The organism is Streptomyces sp. NBC_01210 (assembly GCF_036010325.1).
Classification (GTDB): domain Bacteria; phylum Actinomycetota; class Actinomycetes; order Streptomycetales; family Streptomycetaceae; genus Streptomyces.
The window spans coordinates 7649943-7669835 of record NZ_CP108549.1 but is presented as its reverse complement, the minus strand read 5'-3'; the positions used below and the strand labels follow the sequence as shown (position 1 = coordinate 7669835).

Genomic DNA, 19893 nt, shown 5'->3' with positions numbered 1-19893 from the left:
CACCGTGCGGCGGGCTCGCACCACAAACACCAACGGTTCTCGAAGCAAGCGGTGGCGGCTGGGGAGACGCTGAAGGACACCGATCTTGACCGAGGTCTCAGGGACCCAGTCTCTCGAAGGCCATTCCCTTCAGCGTCCGCCTGGCCGCCACCGCTCCGAGCACCACGACCGCGCACCGATCTACGTTGAGGCCTCGACAGCCCGGCTGCACCTGGATGTCACGGTCTGGTACTCGAACATCCCGAGAAGCCCCTGCCCCTGCGGAATGCCGCTAACTACGGATTAGGCAGGCCACGGCCAGCGCGTACACCCCCGCCCGGCCCAATGCGTCGCCGGTCGCGAAGAGCCACCCGGCCGCCCCGTGGACACCGTGATCCACCACCGTGCCGGCGGAGATCCCCGCCACCGCGTCGAGCCAGGAGTAGTACGCCGCGTAGAAGAGACACCCGGCCCAGGCGAGCACCGTCAAGGCCCCCTCGGCATCGCGGCCCGGCCTGCCCCACAACGGGACCACCAGGCCGAGCACCAGGAAGGGGAACACGGGCAGTAGGGCGATGTGCAGCCCCGCCCAGCCTCCTGCCGTCGCCGCCGTCAGATGGCGGGGATGCATCAGACCGGCGGCGGCCAGCAGCAGCGGAGCGGCCGTCACCAGCGCTGTCGTACGAAGAACTCGGAGAGATCGCATCCGGTCACCGTAGGAGGCTGCCCGACTCTGCCGTGCCCCTTCCGGGAACGCGTAAGACACCCGTAAGACGGCGCGGATGGGGCTGGCCGCCAACCTTATGCGGGTGGCCGCCGCCGGCGGGCGAAGCGCCGCACGGTCAGGACGAACGCCGCCACCGTGGCCACAGCCACCAGCGCGATCAGCCAGTTGCGCGGATAATCCAGCGGCAGCACCGAGGAGTTGGCCGTTCGTCCCGGACGCAGCAGCACCGGCAGCGCCACCACCGTCAACGCGCCCGCGACCAGCAGGGCCCCACGGACCGGCCCGCGCACTCCGCCGCACACCAGCACCAGCCCGACCAGCAGCACCAGCGGCGCGATCAACGCGTCGTGCAGCACCACGGCCCCGCCCAACCAGACCAGCACGCCCGTCAGGTCACGGACGTCCAGCAGCAGGGACGCGCCGACTCCCATGAAGGCCACACCGGCCGCACCCGCAAGGACACGTATCACCTTCATGCCAGCACCTCCAGTCGGCCAACCCACTTGGTCTGCAGCACGCCGGGACGGTTGGGGGCAATGAGCCGCGCCGGATAGCCGTGGTCGGGGTCGAGTTCCTCTCCGTTCAGGCGCAGGGCGAGCAGGGTCAGCGGGTCGCGGGCGTGCTCGTGCCCCATCTCCGACACCCGGTAGCCGCCACGCAGTTGCAACGAGACCACTCTCACCCGCGCATGCGGTGACGCGCCCGCCAGCTCCAGCAGGTCCACGATCCGCACGCCCGTCCAGTGCGCCGACTTGCTCCAGCCTTCCACGCAGGCGATCGGCAACTCCACCTCGTGCTGGGGCAGAGCGCGCAGCTCGTCCAGCGTCAAGGTGTACTGCTGCGGGCCATCCACCACCAGGCGGTACTCGTGGCCGACGATCCGGCCGACTCCGGCCGCTGCGGCGGTCCGGTTGACGGGCAGGGCCTGCGGGCCCGTGTCCGGATGGCGGGGCGCGAACAGGATGAAGTCCTTCAGCGGCGTGAAAGACTGACCCACCGTAGTCAGCGTGACGGCTCCGACGGCCGCGCCCAACGCGGCCAGCAGCGAACGCCGGTCGGGACCGTCCTGCGCCGGCAGGGCGAGAGTCCCGGGCGACCGCCGGCTCCAGTGCGTCCGTATCTCGGGCGCCTTGACCGCGATGTGCAGGACCAGCGCCCCGACCACCAGCCATGCCACCGCGTAGTGCACCGGCACGAAGGAGAACGGCCACGGGTACCACTGGGCCGTGTTCAGCAAACCGGTCGCCAGCTCGAAAACAGCCCCGGCGACCAGCACCGCGACCGACAGCCGCTCGAGCGCGTGCCGGACCGACCGCAGCGGCGGCCACTCGAACAAGCGCGGATACACGGTCCACAGCTTGGCCAGCAGCAGCGGAATCGCCGCGATGCCGGAGGCGACATGCAGGCCCTGGGTGACCCGGTAGCCCCATGCCGGACGGCTCGGGATGTCGTTGGCCAGCCAGTCCGGCGGATGTTGCATCAAGTGGCTGATCAGACCGGTGACGAAGCACACGACGAACGTCAGCCCGAGCCACCGGCCGATCGAGGTCGCTGTGCGGGCGTCGTGCAGCTTGCCCTTGAACACCGGCGGAGAGACACGCAGTTTCATGCCCTCCATCCAACTCGGCACGAAGCCGTTTCGGACCATGTGAACTCTTACGGAACAGGGACGTCTCCGGACCACTGGCCGAGGCCGAGCGAGCTGCCGCCGCAGGCCCACCGTATGAGCGAGCCCGGAAGCAGTTGCGGAAAGTGCGCCACCAGCCTTCCTCAAGGTTCAACCGGCACGCACCTACCGGGATGAAGACGTGCCGGATCCGCAGGTGCTCCTCGAGCCGGCTCCGGGTAGCCAACCTGTTGTGGGAGGAGAGGTTGTCGGTGACCATCGTCACCCAATGGATCAACGAGGCGCAACGAAACAAGAAAGCCGCACAGAGGAAGCTCGATACGCCGCCCGCCGTCGCCCGGAAGAACGCATCCACGCCGCCGACGCCGAGAGAAAGGCCCCGCTCTACGAAGCTCTGGGCATCACCATCAGCTACGAAAACGCCACGAGGACCGCGACCATAAGGTCGAGGCCCTCGCTTCCGTATCGTTATAGCAAGTGTCCGAGGGGCGATTCGACCACTACCGATACGGTCGTGATCGCCCAAGGGCGTCTCGGGCTGCAAGACCCTCGAGTTGCGCCGTCCTACCCACACCCGCCCGCTGCACTACCGTTCCCGGCACGCACGATACTCGCTGATCGAACCGTGCAGAGATGCCGCGCGACCCGGTGCGCCGAGGTCAGACAGCTCCTCAAGAGCGACGCTGCGGACGGTGCCGCGCACGCCGGTGGGGTCGTCCCCGGAGACGACCATACGGAGGAACATCTCCCGCGCGGAGTCCTGTTCCGCGGTGCTCAGACCGATGAAAGCGTGCTCGCCGTCGACGTGTCGAACAGGCTGGCCGGGCGGGTCAAGGGGTGGGTGGTGTTCTGCGGTGCGGCCGTGGTGGCCGGCGCAGTCGGCGTGGGCTGCTGGTGCGCGAGGCGGCCATGATCCGCTCCAGCCCACGGCGGCTGTCCAGGGTGTGGGGATGGTCGGCACCCAGGACGCGAGTGAAGTCGAAGACCGTTCGGTGCTTATCCGGCGGCCTTACGCGTCCGCGGGGGTGGTCGGCCGTGTCGCGTAACGGTGTCGCATGGCGTCGCTGGCTGCGGGACCTGCGGGACCTGCGGTGAAGAAGACCAAAGACGACGCAGCAGCATGGACCACATGGGCCGAAGCGCACCTCCAACACCTCAACCGCGTGAACACCCCGCTCCGCCTCCCGAAGATCCCTGAGCCGCAAGCCGAGGACTCGAAGCCCTTCCTGCACGGCTGGAGCCCGTACGGCAGCGGGAAGCGCCCAGGCCGCGACGGCGGCTGTTCGTATGGTGCGGCTGGGTTCGTGGCGCTGGGTGAGTCAGGTCCAGTACGCGGCGTCGGCCAAGGTGTCGGCGTAGTCACCGAACGGGGAGACGGCGCCCTGGCGGCGGGCCAGGCGGCCGTCGGCGAGGTCGAGGACGATCGCAAGTGGCCCGGACCAGCGGCTCGCCCGACCGGGCAGGGCTGGCAGGTTGGCGCGGATCAGGGTGAGGGTGTCGGCGGCGGTGAGCTGTTCGCGCCGCTCCAGCAGGCCCAGGTGTGTCACAGCGAGGGCCTGGCTGGATGCCACCCAGCGGCGCCCGGGGCGTGTGCCTGCGGCCAGGGCGAGCAACAGACCGTGCAGGAGGCTGAGCTGGGTCAGGGCGCGTGGGCGGTTGGCTGCTTGCCGTGGTCATGTGTGGGCGGTCTGACCGATGAAGCGTGCGACCGCAGGCGGGGACAGGGAGCCTTCCCCCTCGGGGCAAGTCAGGAGGGGGTCCGTACTCCCCGCCCAGCATCACCAGGAGGTCGGTCCTATGGATCGATGGAGCCATGGCCGTCGACGAGATTGATCTTGCGGTGCCGGGGCAGGGCTGCACCGGTCCCGTCGTGGTCAGGATGTTTCGGGTACGGCGCGCGTCAGGGGATCGAGGTCTCCGTACAGGGCGGCGGCCAGGTCACGGGTCCGCTGCTCGCTCTCCACGTTGTACAGCACGAAGTAGACCGGGCCGACCGAGGAGTCGGCGCGGATCTGGCGGGAGCGGATGAGACGGAAGACGACCGCGCGGATCGCGTCGTACGTGCTGTCGACGAAGTATCCTCGTGATGGCGACAGCGGCGTACGTGTGGCGGCGCTCCACGCGGCCGGGAGACTACTTCCCGCTCCAGGAGGCGCGGCGCTCCCCGTCGCCGGAGCCGTCACCCACCCCGGTGCGCGGGTCCTGATCCGTCACCTTCCGCAGCCTGGGCCGCCCGCACCCGCTGCTCCTCGCGAGCAGAGCCGACGTCCCGTTCCAGGGGTGTGCGGCTCACGGCCGTCGCGAGGTCCTCCAAGGCCCGCTTCTGCAGTTCCGCCCCGCGCCGCACCACCGGGCTCCGGTCCCCGGCGGCGCCCTCCCACGCGTGGAGCGCCTCCTCCACGCGCCCCCAGTCCGGATTCCTGTGCTCGCGCAGGTCGACTGCCGCCTGCGCGGTGTCCGCCTCCAGGGCCTCGGCGAACCGCTCCGCCTCGGGGACGAAACGGCTGTCGGCCCGCGGGACGTGGCTCTCCATGAGCATCGCCGCCCGGCCGAACCCCTTGAGCGCCTCCTGCGCCTCCTCCGCCTCCCGCGACGTCAGACCCCTGGGACGGACCGGTTCCTGCCTCGCCCGGTCGTAGGCCTCCTGCCAGGCGGCACGCGCCTCCCTGCTCGCCAGCAGAGCCCTGCGCATGTCGGCGCGATGCTCCCGGGTCGGTTCGGCGTAGCTGCGGAGCACCGCGGCCGCGTAGCGGCCGTTGGCGGCGAGCCAGTCCGCAAGTCGCCCCGGCAGCCGGGGCGTCTCCCATGCGGGGAACACCACGTACGCCAGCATGGCCAGGGCCCCGCCGAGCAGGGTGAGCACCACCCGCTCCGGGACCGTCTGCTCCCATGCCTGGCCGCCCATGCCGAGCAGGAAGACGACGTACGCGGCAGTGAAGCACTGGGAGTAGGCGTAGCCGGTACGGATCAGCGTGTACGACAGGCCCGCCGAGACCACCGCCAGCGCGCCGAACACATGGGCGTCCGGGCCCAGGGCCCGCACCATCCCGGTGGCGAGCGCGACCCCCGCCAGGGTCCCGGCGAGACGGGCCACCGCACGCGCGTACGTCCGGTGGAAGTCCGGCCGCATCACCATCACCGATGCGATGGGCGCCCAGTAGCCGTGGCCCAGGGGTAGCCGGGCGGCGATCAGATAGCCGAGCGTGGCCACCGCCGCCAGGCGGACGGCGTGCCGGAACACGGGCGAATCCCGGCGGAGCTCACGCCGGACCGCCCGGACGCCGACCGGGAGCAGCCGGAACATTGTCGGGCGCACCAGGAACTGGGCGCCCGCGGGGCCGGGCGGCGTGGGCGTCTTCCCGCGCGCGCCGCCGCTCCCGGCGATCTCCAACACCTCGCCGAGCAGTTCCACGAGCCGCTCGGCGGCCTGCCGCGCGGGCCCCTCCAGCACCTCGTGCTCCTCGTCGACGCGCAGGACGTCCGCGCTCCCGGGCGGCACCTCGGCGGGAGTGCCGCGGCGGATCGAACGGGCGGCCGCGTCCAGGACGTCGGCGGCCGCGTCGAGCAACTCCCGCGCGCGGTCCCGCCCCGGTCCCTCCGCCGGGGCGCCGACGTCCGGGTCGGCGAGCGCGGCGACGACCGGCCGAATGCGCTCGGCGAAGCCCCGGGGGCCGTGGAGGACGGGGGGACGGGTGCGGGCCTGTGATGGCGTCACGGCGGCCGCGTCCCGGGCCGTCATCAACGGCTCCGGGTCGAACGGGGCGGTCGGGTCGTGCCGCAGCCGACGGGCGTAGTCCGCCACGGCGGCCAGGGCGTCGGCGAGCGCGTCACGATGCGCCCCCCAACGACGGATCGGGAACAGCAAGATCAGCACGGCCTGCGCCACGCCTCCGAGCGCGATGACCCCGGCGTGCTCCAGGGCTCGCCCGACGCTCGTGGGCAGGGTGATGGTCACCAGCATGCTGCCGACCGTCGTCGCTGCGACGATCCCAGCGGTCGATCCGACGGCCCACGCCATCCCCGCGACAAAGGCCCATACGGCCAGCAGTGGGAGGAACGTCACGAGTCGCCCCGCCGCCAGGTAGCCCACGAAGGTGCTGAGCGCCAGACCCGCGCCCGCGCCGAGCGCGATCACCTTGCGTGGACGCCAGGTGCGCTGGAAGGTGGCCCCACCCGCGGAGTAGGCACCGAGGGCGGCGGACGCCGCGTACGCAGGAGAGACCAGCCACAGCGCCGGCCCGACGACGATCGCCACCCCAGCAGCCGTGCGCAGCGCGAGCAGGGGCTCCAGCCGCGTCTCCTCGATCGTGAGCCCGGATCGCACGACCTCCCCGAAGGCCCGCAGCCACGTCACGGGTGGGAGCCTAGCCGGAACGCCCTGCCGGGTCGCGTCGGCCGCGCCGCTGCCTCCTGGCGGCGCCGCGCTCGGCGGGCGCGCGACCCCGGGCCGACCTCCACTCACAAACCGGCACCCTCGCGTACAGGGCGAATCGATGACCACACCCCCAGCGCCGCCTGTCCAGCCCCAGCTGCCGCGGCTCGACGTCGTCCTCGTGGCCGATCCGGGATGGCCGACGGAGGTCGCGAAACGGCTGAAGAAGGGTGACGGACCTGCCCAACCGGGACAACACCCGCCCCGTCATCGCCATGATCAGCCCGCCGGAGCACATCGCGCTGCTGTCGCTGCCCATGCTTAGCCTGGTGCGCGTCGCCCACCGGTTGAGGGGAGCGGCTCTAGTTCAGCTGGCGTGGGCTGGTCCGAAGGACCGCCGCGTGTAGCCCGAACTCCCGGTACGCCGACAGCGGTGAGCTGTGATGCCGCACGCGCGTCCGGGAGCCATTTGTGCCGGTACCGGTTCACTTCGAAGGCTGGTCACCGTGCTCGTCTTGGAGCGTGTGACGACGTTCCTGTTCGCGCTTGGAGTAGGCGGCTGCCCGGATCGCCTCGTCGCTCTCCAAGCCTGATCCCAGCGCGCCGCCCACGGTGGCGACCGAAGCGACGAACCAGGCCAGCGTCAAGTACTCTGCGGCGTGCAGCGGGGTTCGGGTCACGGAAGCGAACACTCGGTCGTTGATGATGAACAGCGCCCACACCAAGTTGATGACCATCAAACCCACGTAGCAGACGAGCACCCCGATACCCACGGTCACGACCGTCGAGGCGTTGTAGAGCCTCGCCCGCTGCCTCGCCTCCGGCGAGCCCTCTGCTGATCGATGCCACAGCTGCGCGTCTACGATCAGCCAGCCGATCATGATCCCGATAGATCCGACCATGGCGATCACGAGGCGTGGCGCGCTCAGGGCCTCAGCCAGGCTCAAGACGGTGGAGTTCACGGTGGCGACTGCTCCCGTGGCGAGTGCGGCCGCCAGGGCTTTCGACAAGCCCGGTACCAACCGCCACGGCCGGTTGGCGCGGACCATACCGACGAGCACCCGCAGGTAACCGCGCGGCCCGCTGACGACGTACCGAAGATCGGCGGTCTCCTCCTCACCGACCGGGCCCGGATGAATAGGCGTGAGACGACCGGCAAAGGGCCCCAGAAGCGGCTGACTTTGCGGAGTTCCTTGAGCCCCTGTGGCCTGCGGACCCGCCAAGGCAAGCACGACTTCTTCCACGGCCCGCCGGGCCCTCGTCTGCAGCCGCAAGCCCCCCAGTGAAGGAAGAGACAGCAGCGCCAAGCCGTGTTCGTGACTCAGATTCACAACGAGCTTGCGCCCGTGTGAGTGCAGCGGAAGGTCGGTGAGGGCCACGACAATATCCCAATTCTCCGCACTTCCGCGGTCCATGATCCGGCGCATCAAGGTGGGCGGGTCCTCGGTCCCTGAGGTGAAGGGCTCACTGACCACCTCGACGTCGAATTGTCGCCCCTGGCCCGACTTGTCGGCGAGCCGAGTAGGAAGTGTCTGGGCCATGCGCTGCGCGATCTCCGTCGGCGCGTCCGGATCCGCCAGGAGAGCCACGACCGTAACGCCCTGAGACGACACCCGCATGACTGGACCCTCCTCGTCGGCTGCCCCCGTGATCGCAAGTGCCCACAGTTGCCGCCGAGGTAACGTCGACGCCGCGTGACACGCTGGCCTCCGCCAGCAGGTGCAGGCGGTACGGCCAGATCTCCTCGTCTTCCCAGCACAGGACCGGCTCCCACCATGGGCCCCGATCGCGTGATCCGCTTCGCGGTCGCCGGACGCTGCTCCACCGAGGACCTTCAAGTTCCCGAAGCCTCGCGGAACTGGCAACTGACCCGCGCCCAAGCCCTGATCGAGCCCGCCGGAGGCCAGATCGTCACCGAATGCTTCGACATCGGCCACAGCCGCTCCCTGCCCTGGCAGCGCCGCCCCCGCGCCAACGAACTCCTCGCAGCACTGCGCAACCCCGACCGCGGGTTCGACGCCGTCGTGATCGGCGAGCCGCAGCGCACCTTCTACGGCAACCAGTTCGGCAACACCTTCCCCGTCTTCGTCCACTTCCGCATCCCTCTGTGGGTCCCAGAGGTCGGCGGGCCGATCGACCCGGACAACGAGGCCCACGACCTCGTCATGTCCGTCTTCGGCGGCATGAGCAAAGGAGAACGCAACCGCATCAAGATCCGGGTGCGGACCGCGATGAGCTCCCAGGCCAAGCTCCAGGGCCGCTACCTCGGCGGGCGACCGCCTTACGGCTACCGCATTGCTGACGCCGGGCCCCACCGTCGTCACCCAATTGATCAACGAGGCACAACGAGACAAGGAAGCCGCACAGAAGAAGCTCGACACGCTGCCCGCCGTCACCCGCAAGACGCAGCAACCGGTCACTGCCGACCAGATCCGGGCGATGGCGGAGAGACTTGGAGACATCGCACAGCACATCCACGCCGCCGACGCCGACACGAAAGGCCCCCTCTACGAAGCCCTGGGCATCACCATCACCTACGAAAACGCCACGAGGACCGCGACCGTAAAGGTCGAGGCCCTCGCATCCGTATCGTTATAGCAAGTGTCCGAGGGGGGACTTGAACCCCCACGCCCGATAAAGGGCACTAGCACCTCAAGCTAGCGCGTCTGCCATTCCGCCACCCGGACTAGGTGGTCGGCCCCGGTTTCCCGCGGCGACATGGACAACAATACCAGGGCTTCGAGGTGCCTCTCACCTGTATATCCGGTGGTCAGTGGGGTGCCGCTCACTCGTTCGCGACGATCTCGACGACCACTCGGCGCTCCGCTCACGGTCTGTTGCGGCACACATACGCACAGTGCAGGACATACCTTCGCGTGCGTGAGTGATCGCCGTTATCGACCGCCCCGCGCGCTCTCGCTGCTGCGCGAGCATCTGCGGGACACCTTCTGGTTCGCGCCGTCCGCCGGGCTGCTGTGCGCCTTCGCACTGTGGTGGGGAGCCTCCGCGCTGGATACGGAGATCATCGCGTATCTGCAGCGTGAGCAGGCGTACAAAGCGATCAGCGATCTCATCGCGATCGCCAACGACACCAAGACCATCGTGACGACGGTCAGCGCCGCGATGATGACCTTCATCGGTGTCGTCTTCAGCATCTCGCTGGTCGCCGTCCAGATGGCGAGTGGCCAGCTCACCCCGCGGGTGGTGCGGATCTTTGTCAGGAGCCGGATCAGCAAGCTGACGCTGACGGTGTTCCTGGCGACCTTTCTCTTCTCGCTGCTGGTGCTGACCTCGTACGAGAGCGAGACCGATCCCAAGCAGGTCACCTCGGTGCCGCTGGTGCAGAGTCTGCTGACCATGGTGTTGGTCGGGCTGAGTCTGCTGCTCTTCATCGTCTACGTGAGCGCCATGCTGCGGCTGATGCAGGTCGGGCCGGTCGTCGACCACATCGCCCGGGAGTCCTTCCAGATGCTCGGCAGGCAGCCGGCCGGTGGCCAGGAGCCGGCGCCGCTCCCTGCCGAGACGGCGTGGGTCGCGCATCACGGGCGGGCCGGTGTGCTGCGCGATGTCAACGTCGTGCGGTTGGTACGGGTGGCCAGGCGTCAAGGCGTCGTGCTGCGGCTGATTCCGCGGATCGGGGACTACGTGGTGCCCGGGATGCCGGTGCTGGCGGTGCACGGGGAGGGTTGGCCGTCGCGGCGGGCCTTGCGTTACACGGTGTCGGTGGGGGTGGAACGCTCCTTTCACCAGGATCTCGGGTTCGGGCTGCGGCAGCTGTCGGACATCGCGCTGCGCGCGCTGTCGCCCGCCGTGAACGATCCGACAACCGCTGTGCAGTGTCTGGACCGGATCGTGCAGTTTCTGGCTGCGGTGGTGAGGATGCCTCTCGGAGTGGTGCAGTACCGGGACCGGCAGGGCGAGGTGCGTCTGGTGCAGGACGTGCCCGGGTGGACCGATCTGGTGGACCTGGGGCTGACGGAGGTACGGCTGTACGCGCCGGGGCAACCGCAGGTGACCCGGCGGCTGGTGGCCGGGATCGACGATCTCCTGCTGCTCACGCCCGAGGAGCGGAGAGAGCCGCTGCTCAGGCACCGCACGCTCCTGGCTCAGGCCGTGGAGCGCACGGTGCCCGAGGCGGCCGAGCGCGCGTTCGCGCTGGAGCCCGACCGCCAGGGCATCGGCTAGGCGGTCACGCCATCAGGTGGTAGTCGGGGAAGTTACCCGGCAGACGCTCTCCCGCCGGGCCGTCGGTCACGGCCCGGATGAGGAGCTCGCCGCCGACGAAGGCGCCCCGCCAGGACGCCCCGAAGCCGCCGAACAGCTCGTCGCGGTCACCGCGTGAGCGCGGCTTTCCATGGCCGACCTTGAACGCGCGGATCTGCGGGGCCAGTCGCTCGTACGTCGCCGGGTCGTCGGTCGACAGCGTCGCGACCAGCGCGCCGTTGGAGGCGTTCATCGCGGCGAGCAGCTCCGCCTCCGTGTCGACCAGGACGATCGTGTCGACCGGGCCGAACGGTTCCGCGTGGTGCAGTGGCGAGGACGGCGGCGGGCCCAGGAGCGTGACCGGCGGGAGGTACGCGGATGTGTCCTGGCCGGGCAGGAAACGGCCTTCCGCCAGGGTGCCCCGGTGGAGCGGGACGGCCCCGCGGTCGATCGCCTCGGCGACCTGGTCGCCCAGTTCCTTGGCCTTCGCCGCGTTGATCAGGGGGCCGAAGTCCAGGGTGGGCGGAGAGTCGTCCGGGTGCTCGACCGCCAGCGGGTGGCCCGTACGGATGGAACGTACGGCGGGCAGGTAGGCAGCCAGGAAGTCGGCGAACAGCTCGCGCTGGACCACGAAGCGCGGATACGCCGTGCACCGCTGCTTGCCGTAGTCGAAGAGCTTGGGGATCACCGCGGTGAGTGCGTCCCAGTCGCTGTGGTTCCAGATGCCCCAGGTGTTCAGGCCCTCCTGTTCCAGGATGTGGCGCTTGCCGAGGTCGGCCACGGCGGTGGCAATACGGGCTCCGGTGTCGCGGCCGCCGACGAAGGAGACGCAGCCGATCTCCGGGGAGCGGACCAGGGCCTCGGAGAGCTCCCCGCCGCTGCCGCTGACCAGGGTGATCGGGATGCCTTCACGGGCGGCGAGAACGGAGGCCAGGGTGAGGCAGGCGACACCGCCGTCGGTCGGGGTCTTCGCGATCACCGCGTTCCCGGCCAGGGCCTGCGCGAGCATCGCGTGGACCAGGACGGACATGGGGTAGTTCCAGCTGGCGATGTTGGAGACCGGGCCCGGAAGAGGCGTACGGCCTTCGAGCATGGACTCGGCACCGTCGACGTACCAGCGCACTCCGTCGATCGCACGGTCGACGTCGGCCTGGGCGAGCCGCCACGGCTTGCCGATCTCCCAGACCAGGAGCAGGGCGAGCAGTTCGCGGTGTTCGGTGAGGGAGTCGAGGGCGGCAGCAACGCGGGCCCTGCGCTCGCTCAGAGGAACGTGGCGCCAGGCCCGGTGCTGGTCGAGCGAGGCGCGTACCGCCTGCCGGGCGGTTGCCGCGTCCAGGCGCGGCGGTCCCGCGATGGGGCTGCCGTCGACCGGGCTGGTGGCGGGCAGGGCGCGGCCGTCGGCCTGCCACTGGGCGGCCCAGAGGTTCAGTACGCGGTCGTCACGGAAGGACTCGGGGGCGACGGCCAGGCAGCGCTGCCAGGCGTCGGCCCATGCGGTGCCGGGCTTGAGGGTGAGGGTGGGTGCCATGAGAAGGTCTCCGCTCTCGGTGCACAGTCGGGGCGGGAGGTGCGATGGCTCATCTCTCGTACTGGACGGTAGTGAGCGTGGGCCGGCGTGGCAGCGCACGCGGCGTCAATTGTGGGTGACGTCACGTGATGTCGCGTGACGTCGCGAGCCGGTCGTGGACGAGCCTCGCAGTCTCGGTGGGCGTCGAGCCGAGCCGTACACCTGCCGCTTCGAGGGCCAGTTTCTTGGCCTGCGCGGTGCCGGAGCCCGAGACGATGGCGCCGGTATGGCCCATCATCCTACCCCTCCGTAGCGGTGAAGCCCGCGATGCAGCCGACGACGGGCTTGGTGATGTGGTCGGCGATGTACGCAGCGGCGCGCTCCTCGTCGTCACCTCCGATCTCCCCGCTGAGCACCATGAGCTCGGTGTCCGGGTCCTGTTCGAAGGCGGCGAGGCAGTCGATGTGGCTGGTGCCGATGACGGGGTCGCCTCCGATGCCGACCGCGGACGAGAAGCCTGTCTCTCGCAGCTCGTACATGAGTTGATACGTGAGCGTGCCGGACTTGGAGACGAGTCCGATGCGGCCGGACTTGGCGGCGATGTCGGCGGGGATGATGCCGGGCGTTGGAGGGGCCCGGGCTGATCAGGCCGGGAGGCCGGGGCAGTTGGGGCCGGACCAGGGGGTGGGCTCGGTCGTCGAGGATGGCGCGTCCGCGGGCGGCCTTGTTGCCGTCGAGCCGTAGACGAGGGGGCATGGTCAGCCGCACGGGTTCCAGGGCCTGCACGTTGCCGTCGGCGACGGCGTCACATGCGGTGATCCCGCCGAAGACATTGACAAGCACGGCGCTCACCGCCGGATCGGGCAGGATGACGGAGAACCCGTCAGCCATCACCTGGGCGGAGGCCACTCCCCCGATGTCGAAGAAGTTGGCGGGTCGGGCGCCGCAGCCGACGTCGGCGTCGGCGTCGGCGTCGGCGTCGGCGTCGGCGTCGGCGTCGGCGTCGGCGTCGGCGTCGGCGTCGGCGTCGGCGTCGAGGGTGGACATGACCAGGCCCGCGCTGTTGCCGATGACGCCGACCTCGCCGTCGAGCTTGACGTAGCTGAGGCTCTTGGCGGCGGCCGCGGCTTCATGGGCCGGCCACGCTGGACCATGGTGCTCCTCCCATGGATCGGCATGATGCGCATCAGCTCGTCGGAGTACGCCTTCACGTCCGCCGAGAAGACTCTGCACGAGGCACAGCTGTGGAGCAGCGGGCACGTCTTCTGGCTGATGGGCGTCTGGGTCTTCTTCCAGGCCGCTGTCGCTTTCCCGGCGGGGCAGTTGCGGGAGCTGCCGCCGATCTGCATCTGTGTGAGTCGGGAGACGCGGCGGCGTTGATCGATGCGTCCTCGCAGATCCTCAACCTCGTTGGTGGGCCCCTTTGCCAGGGATATCGCAGATCCTGGCAAGGCGTCATCGAGTCGGTTGCTGCCGGCCCCGAGCGTTGAAGGACGGCGGTGCCGGAGCGCCATTGGCGAACGTCGCATCATCAGTGAGGCATCAATGACCCTCGATTGTGATCGCCGGGTGCGTAGCTCTTCCAGGCGGCTCCGGCGTCGGTGGCGATGCGGGTGGTGCTCTTGTCAGGGTATCCGAGCTTCGTGCTGGAGACGGTCTGCTGAGATGCCGGCACTGCCCGGCTCCTGCCCCGCCTGCTCAAGGGACGCACGCGCGGGCCGGTGTTCGTCACCCACCGCCGACCCGGTCCGGGGAAGGTCGTCAGCCCAGGCGATGTGTGCCCGGAAACCGGCTTCGCCAGGCTGGAACGCCTGCCCGTCGATTGTGAGCCGGGCCCCCCGAGCGGTGCGGGTGAACAGCCGCACACCGAGATCCCCCTCCAGAGCTGTGATGCGCTTGGAGACGGCCTGCTGGGTGATCGACAGGTCGGTGGCGGCTTGCTGGAACTGACCCCCATCCGCAACGGCTACGAAGGTGCGTACGGTATCGAGATTCACGCCGATCAACTCCAACTAGGACTTGTCCGGGGCGATCACCGGGCACACTGGCGGACATGCCTGTCTCGCTGCATCACATCGTCATCGACGCCCACGACCTGCCCACCCTTGCCCGGTTCTGGGCCGAGGTGTTGGGCTGGCGGATCCTGTCCGAGCGGGAGCGGGAGGTCGTGATCGGGCCGGACGAGACCGCGCCGGTGGGCATCTGCTTCATGCCGGTGACGGACCGTAAGGTCGTCAAGAACCGCCTGCACCTCGATCTGACGTGCGCCGCGGAGGTCCGGGAGGCCGAGATCGAGCGCATCCTCGCACTCGGCGCCCACCGGGCGGACGTCGGGCAGAGCGGCAACGAGTCGTGGACCGTGCTGGCCGATCCGGAGGGGAACGAGTTCTGCGTGGTCCGCCCGAAGGAGACCCTCATCGGCTAGGACTTGTCCAGGCAATCAAGTTCGGAGCCAGATGACTACGGATGCTGCTGTCGCGGTGCCGAGGAAGACGTAGCAACGTTTGCCGTATCGGGTAGCCACGGCCCGGTGCTGCTTGAGCCGGTTGATCGCTCGTTCGACGGTGTTGCGTTTCTTGTACCGCACTTCGTTGAAGCCGGGTGGCCGTCCGCCGCGTGAGTCCTTGCGCAGGCGGGCGGCCCGACTGTCGGTCTTCTCTGGGATCGTGTGCCGAATGCCCCGTTGTCGCAGGTAGTTACGACAGGGCCTGTTGCTGTATGCCTTGTCGGCTGCGAGGCTCACAGGCTTCCGGTCGACGCGAGCAGCCGACGGGAGCAGTCGACGGGCGCACGCGTGCGCACGGCCCGCAGGTACGTCCACCTCACGCCGCACGGCTCGTCAGAACCGGAACACGCCGAGATCTCGCACCGTGTCGGCCAGAGCGCGGATGAGGTCGTTCTCGGCTTCGGTCCGCCAGACCAGGGCGAAGTTCATGGTGGCCATGTCGGGGACGGGAAGCCATCGGATGTTCGACATGCCCCAGTGCCTGGTGACATGGCCGGGGAAGGTGTGGATGATCTCGCCCATGCCGACGTGACTGATCAGCTCATCGGCGGTGTCCGAGGCCGCGGACATGATGCGCTCGATCGTACGGCCTCGTGGGGTGTGGAAGGGCAGGTAGCTGTCCTCCCAGTAGTCCGGCAGGCCGAGGGCAGTGCCGTGCGGGAAGTCGGCGAGCAGCTCCAGTGGCACCGAGTCGCGTTCCGCGAGCCGGTGGTCGGCGGCCACGGCGAGGATCCGGGAGTCGGTGCACAGGGTCGGTCCTACGGTGAAGTCCGGTTCTTCCACCGGCAGCCAGACGACCATGACGTCCATCGCGCCGCTGCGGAGCTGGCCGAACACATCGGTGAAGGTTGCCTGGCGGATCTGGAGTCCCCAGTGTGGGTACCGCGCGCGGAACGCCTTCCAGTAGGGGTGCAGATCAGCGACGTTGAAGGGCATCAGGCTGACGCGGAGCTGTGCGGTGATGCCGCGGGCCGCCAGCTGGGCCCGCTCCAGGGATTCGTGCAGGCCCGCGTAGACCGGTTGCAGGTCGTCGCGGAACTGTCGGCCGACCTCGGTCAGGCGCACCGTGCGGCTGGTGCGGGTGAAGAGCTCGGCACCGATGCGCCGCTCCTGCTTCTTGATGGCCTGGCTGACGCGTGCCTGGGAGACGTGCAGCCGCTGTGCGGTCCGGCCGAAATGCAGCTCCTCGGCCAGCACCAGGAAGATCTCGATGTCGCGCAGCTCCACCGGCCCCCGACCCTTCGTCAATAACCCTGCGGTTATCGAACCCCGCACAAGTGTTCCTTGATCATACGCGCGAACCGCAAGATTGTTTGAGGCATGCAGTCACGCGTGCAAAACCCCCACTCGTACGGTCGGAGGGGATGAGGTGCCTCGCCAACGCCTTCGTCCTGTCATCGGCGTGTCTCTCCTTCAGCCACGTCAACGCTGTGGTCGGTGAGCACACCCGAACGTCCTGGACCTGCCCATGAGCGACGCCATCGACCTGACCGTGATGTACGCGATGCATGATGCCCTGCGCCGGGAACTGGCTCATCTGGACCGGGTCACCACCGCCGCGGACCGTGACCCGCGGCAGGTGCTGGCCACCGCTGCCGGATGGACGCTGTTCAAGAAGGCTCTCCATGCCCACCACACGGCCGAGGACGACGCACTGTGGCCCTCGCTGCGGCAGAATCTGGCCGGCCGGCCGAAGGACCTGGCGCTGCTGGAGGTGATGGAGGCCGAACATGCCGCCATCACCCCGGTGATCCAGGCCATCGACGGCGCGCTGACCGACCCCGGTGCCGGCTCGCTGCGGTTGGGCCAGCTTGCCGACGCGCTGACCCGCGGCCTGGCCGGCCACCTCACGCACGAGGAGGAAGCGGCGCTCCCGCTGATCCAACGGGTGCTGACAGCCGAGCAGTGGGGCCACTTCAGCCGGGTCCATGCCCAGCACATCGACCAGGACGCACCGCTGCTGCTGCCGTGGCTGCTGGACGGCGCCGATGAACCGACAGCGGAGAGGCTCCTCGCCCGACTGCCCGCATCCGCGTACGCCGCCTGCACCGCCCGGTGGATCCCGGCGTACGCCGTTCTCGACCGCTGGAGTCCGGGCGCTACGGCCTGACGCAGCCTCATTGGCCGCCGCCCTGGCGGTCTATCGGCCGACGCGAGTACGCCCTCCTGGCATCCCGAAGTACGACCGACCCGACTACGAAAGCCATCGCCTTGTCCGAATCTGTACATGTCATTCCGCTCCAGCGCGTCTCGGTCGCCGAGGCCGCCGCATGGCATCAGGTCGTTGCGACCTCGATGGCCCACGACCTGCCCGGAGTACCGACCCCCGACCCCGGACAGATCCACGCCCAGCTCACCCAGCCCGCTCTGGGCAGCCGCCGGCTGACCTGGCTGGCCATCGGGGCGGACTGCGTCCCCGTCGGAGTCGCCGGCCTGCGGGTGTTCACCTCCCCGGGCCAGGAGCACCTGTCCGAACTGGAACTGCACGTCGACCCCGCACACCGGCGCCTGGGAACCGGCTCCCTCCTGCTGTCGGCGGTCGTGGCGGCCTGCCTCACCGAGAACCGGCGTAGCCTCATCGCGGCAGCCGCGGCCGACAGCCCGGGCGAAGCCTTCAGTGAACGGTGGGGCTTCCGCCGGGCACTCACCCTGGATCACCTCATACTGCGCCTCGACGAGCTGCCCGAGGCCGACCTGCCGCAGATCGCCGATACCGCGCCCCCCGGCTACCGGCTGACCCGCTGGCCCGGCACGGTTCCCGACGAGCTCGCCGACGCCTTCGCCGCAGCCAAGAACGCGATGAACGACATGCCCGTCGGCGACCTGGACTACGGCAGCGTGGCGTGGGACGCCGACCGCGTCCGCGCCATGGCCAAGGTGATCGCCGACCGCGGCGACACACTGCTGACCATCGCGGCAGTCCACGACGACGGCACGATGGCCGGCTACACCGAGATCCTGCTCCCCCAGGGCTCCGGGCCGCGTGCCCAGCAGTACGACACGGCTGTCGTGCCCGCGCACCGCGGCCACGGCCTTGGGCTGTGGGTCAAGGCCGCCATGGTGCGGCGTCTGCGCGCCGAGCATCCCGGCGTCGTCGAGATCGAGACGGACAACGCCGACGACAACGTCCACATGCTGGCCGTCAACCACCGACTGGGATTCCGCTCCTACCGGCGCACCCGCGAGTTCCAGCTCGACGTGCCCGCTACCTGACCTCACCCACGGGCCCCTTCCCTTCCCTCGCGGCCCGTCCCGTCCCCGAACGCCACCGAGGAGCACCCCATATGCGCGTCATCACTCCGTCGAACGACAACGTCACCGTCTCCCCGAACGCCACCATGACCGGCCTGGCGGCTCCCAGCCGCGGCAGCACCGAACTCAGCACCTGGACGGTCTGCATGGACGCCGGGGCAACCGGCCCCGAGCACTCCGTCACTCGTGAACAGGTCTGGACGGTCACCGCGGGCGCCCTGGAAGTGACCTGCGACGGCCACACCCAAAAGGTCCTGGCCGGCCAGACGTTCATCCTGCCCTCCGGACTCCTGCGCCGGATCCACGCCCCGGAGCGGGCCGAGGCCCACGTCGCGATGCACTGCGACGCCCTCGCCTCCGTACCCGGAACCGAAGGCACCCGCGAACTGCCCTGGGCCCGCTGATCCCGCTGATCACCACCGCCCGACACGAACCCGCCCCAAAGGGCCCGAGGCAAGACCCGGAAGACCCGGATCCTGCCGCACCATCACCGGCCGAGGCCGGCATCCAGAGGAATGAGAAACACGACATGCGTGTGCTGTTGATGGCGTACGGATCGCGCGGCGACATCGCGCCGCTGGCGGGACTGGCGGCGCAGTTGCGGAAACTCGGCGCGGAGGTACGCGTGTGCGCACCGCCGGACGAGGAGTTCGCGGAACTGCTGGCCGGTGTCGGCGCGGATCTGGTGCCCTTCGGGCGGGACGTGCGCGCGCTGCGGACGGGAGCGCCCCCGTCGGACGCGGCCGCGTTCGCGGCCGAGCTGGTCGCCGAGCACTTCGACACGGTCGGCAAGGCGGCCGAGGACTGTGACGTGCTGGTGGCGAGCGGTCTGATGCCGGCCGGCGCCCGCTCGGTGGCCGAGAAGCTGGGCATCCGCTACGTGTACGCGGGCTTCCACCCGTTCGAGATGCCCTCCACGCACTACCGACCGTCGCCGCGGCCCGGCCCGTCGGCTCCGCCCGACATGACCGACAACCAGGCCCTGTGGGACCTGGACGCCCAGAAGGTCAACGCCCTTTACCTCCAGCCCCTCAACGCCCACCGCGCGGCGATCGGCCTTGCACCGGTGGACAACGTCCGCGACCACGTCTTCACCGAACGGCCGTGGCTGGCGGTGGACCCGGTCCTGGGCCCGTGGCAGCAACTGACGAACCTCGACCTCGTGCAGACCGGCGCGTGGATCCTGCCCGACGAACGCCCCCTGCCCGCCGATCTGGAGACGTTCCTGGACGCCGGCACCCCACCGGTGTACGTCGGCTTCGGCAGCATGCCCATGAGCACAGCCACCGACATCGCCCGGACAACCGTCGAGGCGGCCCGCGCGCAGGGCCGCCGCGTGCTCGTCTCCCGCGGCTGGGCAGACCTGGGCCTGGTGGACGACTCGGACGACTGCTTCGCCGTAGGCGACGTCAACCACCAGTCCCTGTTCCGCCGGGTCGCGGCCGTCGTACACCACGGCGGCGCAGGCACCACGACCACCGCCGCCCGAGCCGGTGCACCCCAGGTGGTGGTGCCCCAGTTCGTGGACCAGCCGCACTGGGCCGCCCGCGTGGCCGACCTGGGCATCGGCGCGGCACACGACGGCCCGACCCCGACCTTCGAGTCCCTGTCAGACGCACTCAGGACGGCCCTGACCCCCGAGACGGAAGCACGGGCGAAGGCCGTCGCCGGCACGATTCGCACCGACGGGACGGCGGTGGCCGCGAAGCTGCTCCTCGAC

Annotated in this window: 17 protein-coding genes, 1 tRNA gene and 7 pseudogenes; 11 read left to right on the top strand and 14 right to left on the bottom strand. The window is 69.7% G+C overall.

Annotated features, from left to right (window positions below):
- Window positions 1–271: 271 nt before the first annotated feature.
- The 6 genes from OG735_RS34600 to OG735_RS34575 form a co-directional block, all read right to left on the bottom strand.
- The gene (locus OG735_RS34600; protein ID WP_327327071.1) at window positions 272–685 is read right to left on the bottom strand and encodes a hypothetical protein; all 414 of its coding nucleotides are present in this window, start codon (window positions 683–685) and stop codon (window positions 272–274) included.
- A gap of 95 nt (window positions 686–780) precedes the next feature.
- Window positions 781–1182, bottom strand: coding sequence for a hypothetical protein (locus tag OG735_RS34595; protein ID WP_327327070.1), 402 nt, complete (start codon window positions 1180–1182; stop codon window positions 781–783).
- Entirely contained in the window at window positions 1179–2324 is a 1146-nt protein-coding gene (locus OG735_RS34590; RefSeq protein ID WP_327328558.1) for a molybdopterin-dependent oxidoreductase, read from the bottom strand. Before OG735_RS34590 ends, OG735_RS34595 begins: the two co-directional genes overlap by 4 nt.
- Window positions 2325–3652: 1328 nt before the next feature.
- Window positions 3653–3904 (bottom strand): CDP-alcohol phosphatidyltransferase family protein, encoded by a 252-nt coding sequence (locus OG735_RS34585; RefSeq protein ID WP_327327069.1) that lies wholly within the window; start codon window positions 3902–3904, stop codon window positions 3653–3655.
- A gap of 303 nt (window positions 3905–4207) precedes the next feature.
- Entirely contained in the window at window positions 4208–4516 is a 309-nt protein-coding gene (locus tag OG735_RS34580) for a hypothetical protein (protein ID WP_327327068.1), read from the bottom strand.
- Window positions 4513–6687, bottom strand: a complete 2175-nt coding sequence (locus OG735_RS34575) for an FUSC family protein (protein WP_327327067.1) — start codon at window positions 6685–6687, stop codon at window positions 4513–4515. Before OG735_RS34575 ends, OG735_RS34580 begins: the two co-directional genes overlap by 4 nt.
- 248 nt (window positions 6688–6935) lie before the next feature.
- Between OG735_RS34575 and OG735_RS34570 the strand changes: the two genes are divergently transcribed.
- Window positions 6936–7112 (top strand): hypothetical protein, encoded by a 177-nt coding sequence (locus OG735_RS34570; RefSeq protein ID WP_327327066.1) that lies wholly within the window; start codon window positions 6936–6938, stop codon window positions 7110–7112.
- 78 nt (window positions 7113–7190) lie between these two features.
- Here OG735_RS34570 and OG735_RS34565 read toward each other — a convergent pair whose 3' ends face one another.
- Entirely contained in the window at window positions 7191–8324 is a 1134-nt protein-coding gene (locus OG735_RS34565) for a hypothetical protein (protein ID WP_327327065.1), read from the bottom strand.
- Between the two features lie 156 nt (window positions 8325–8480).
- Between OG735_RS34565 and OG735_RS34560 the strand changes: the two are divergent.
- A pseudogene (locus OG735_RS34560) lies at window positions 8481–8942 on the top strand (recombinase family protein); the annotation flags it as partial.
- Window positions 8943–9000: 58 nt separating this feature from the next.
- A complete protein-coding gene (locus OG735_RS34555; protein WP_327328654.1) occupies window positions 9001–9303 on the top strand; it encodes a hypothetical protein in 303 nt (100 codons plus the stop codon).
- Window positions 9304–9307: 4 nt separating this feature from the next.
- Here the strand turns inward: OG735_RS34555 and OG735_RS34550 are convergent.
- Window positions 9308–9392: transfer RNA gene (locus OG735_RS34550), tRNA-Leu, on the bottom strand.
- Window positions 9393–9585: 193 nt separating this feature from the next.
- On the opposite strand from OG735_RS34550, the gene OG735_RS34545 reads away from it, so the two are divergent.
- Complete coding sequence (locus OG735_RS34545; protein ID WP_327327064.1) at window positions 9586–10890, top strand: DUF2254 domain-containing protein; 1305 nt, start codon at window positions 9586–9588, stop codon at window positions 10888–10890.
- 4 nt (window positions 10891–10894) lie between these two features.
- Here OG735_RS34545 and OG735_RS34540 read toward each other — a convergent pair whose 3' ends face one another.
- The 3 genes and pseudogenes from OG735_RS34540 to OG735_RS34530 form a co-directional block, all read right to left on the bottom strand.
- Window positions 10895–12436, bottom strand: a complete 1542-nt coding sequence (locus OG735_RS34540; protein ID WP_327327063.1) for an aldehyde dehydrogenase family protein — start codon at window positions 12434–12436, stop codon at window positions 10895–10897.
- Between the two features lie 121 nt (window positions 12437–12557).
- Window positions 12558–13078 (bottom strand): annotated as a pseudogene (locus OG735_RS34535) (succinate--CoA ligase subunit alpha); the annotation flags it as partial.
- 12 nt (window positions 13079–13090) lie between these two features.
- Window positions 13091–13546 (bottom strand): annotated as a pseudogene (locus OG735_RS34530) (hypothetical protein); the annotation flags it as partial.
- Here OG735_RS34530 and OG735_RS34525 point away from each other — a divergent pair.
- Window positions 13547–13747 (top strand): annotated as a pseudogene (locus OG735_RS34525) (MFS transporter); the annotation flags it as partial.
- Between the two features lie 308 nt (window positions 13748–14055).
- Window positions 14056–14220 (top strand): annotated as a pseudogene (locus OG735_RS34520) (site-specific integrase); the annotation flags it as partial.
- Here OG735_RS34520 and OG735_RS34515 read toward each other — a convergent pair.
- Window positions 14215–14412, bottom strand: a pseudogene (locus tag OG735_RS34515) (LysR family transcriptional regulator); the annotation flags it as partial. The pseudogenes OG735_RS34520 and OG735_RS34515 overlap by 6 nt on opposite strands.
- Window positions 14413–14468: 56 nt before the next feature.
- On the opposite strand from OG735_RS34515, the gene OG735_RS34510 reads away from it, so the two are divergent.
- Complete coding sequence (locus OG735_RS34510; RefSeq protein ID WP_327327062.1) at window positions 14469–14840, top strand: VOC family protein; 372 nt, start codon at window positions 14469–14471, stop codon at window positions 14838–14840.
- A gap of 15 nt (window positions 14841–14855) precedes the next feature.
- Here OG735_RS34510 and OG735_RS34505 read toward each other — a convergent pair whose 3' ends face one another.
- Complete coding sequence (locus OG735_RS34505; protein ID WP_327328557.1) at window positions 14856–15194, bottom strand: transposase; 339 nt, start codon at window positions 15192–15194, stop codon at window positions 14856–14858.
- Window positions 15195–15254: 60 nt separating this feature from the next.
- On the bottom strand, window positions 15255–16148 hold the full coding sequence (locus tag OG735_RS34500; protein ID WP_327327061.1) for a LysR family transcriptional regulator: 894 nt from the start codon (window positions 16146–16148) through the stop codon (window positions 15255–15257).
- Between the two features lie 241 nt (window positions 16149–16389).
- Between OG735_RS34500 and OG735_RS34495 the strand changes: the two genes are divergently transcribed.
- The 4 genes and pseudogenes from OG735_RS34495 to OG735_RS34480 all read left to right on the top strand — a co-directional run.
- Window positions 16390–17031, top strand: a complete 642-nt coding sequence (locus tag OG735_RS34495) for a hemerythrin domain-containing protein (RefSeq protein WP_327327060.1) — start codon at window positions 16390–16392, stop codon at window positions 17029–17031.
- Window positions 17032–17132: 101 nt separating this feature from the next.
- A complete protein-coding gene (locus OG735_RS34490) occupies window positions 17133–18134 on the top strand; it encodes a GNAT family N-acetyltransferase (RefSeq protein ID WP_327327059.1) in 1002 nt (333 codons plus the stop codon).
- Between the two features lie 71 nt (window positions 18135–18205).
- Window positions 18206–18577 carry a cupin domain-containing protein gene (locus tag OG735_RS34485; RefSeq protein ID WP_327327058.1) on the top strand — a complete coding sequence of 124 codons (372 nt, stop codon included), beginning with the start codon at window positions 18206–18208 and terminating at the stop codon, window positions 18575–18577.
- Between the two features lie 125 nt (window positions 18578–18702).
- Window positions 18703–19893, top strand: a pseudogene (locus OG735_RS34480) (glycosyltransferase); the annotation flags it as partial.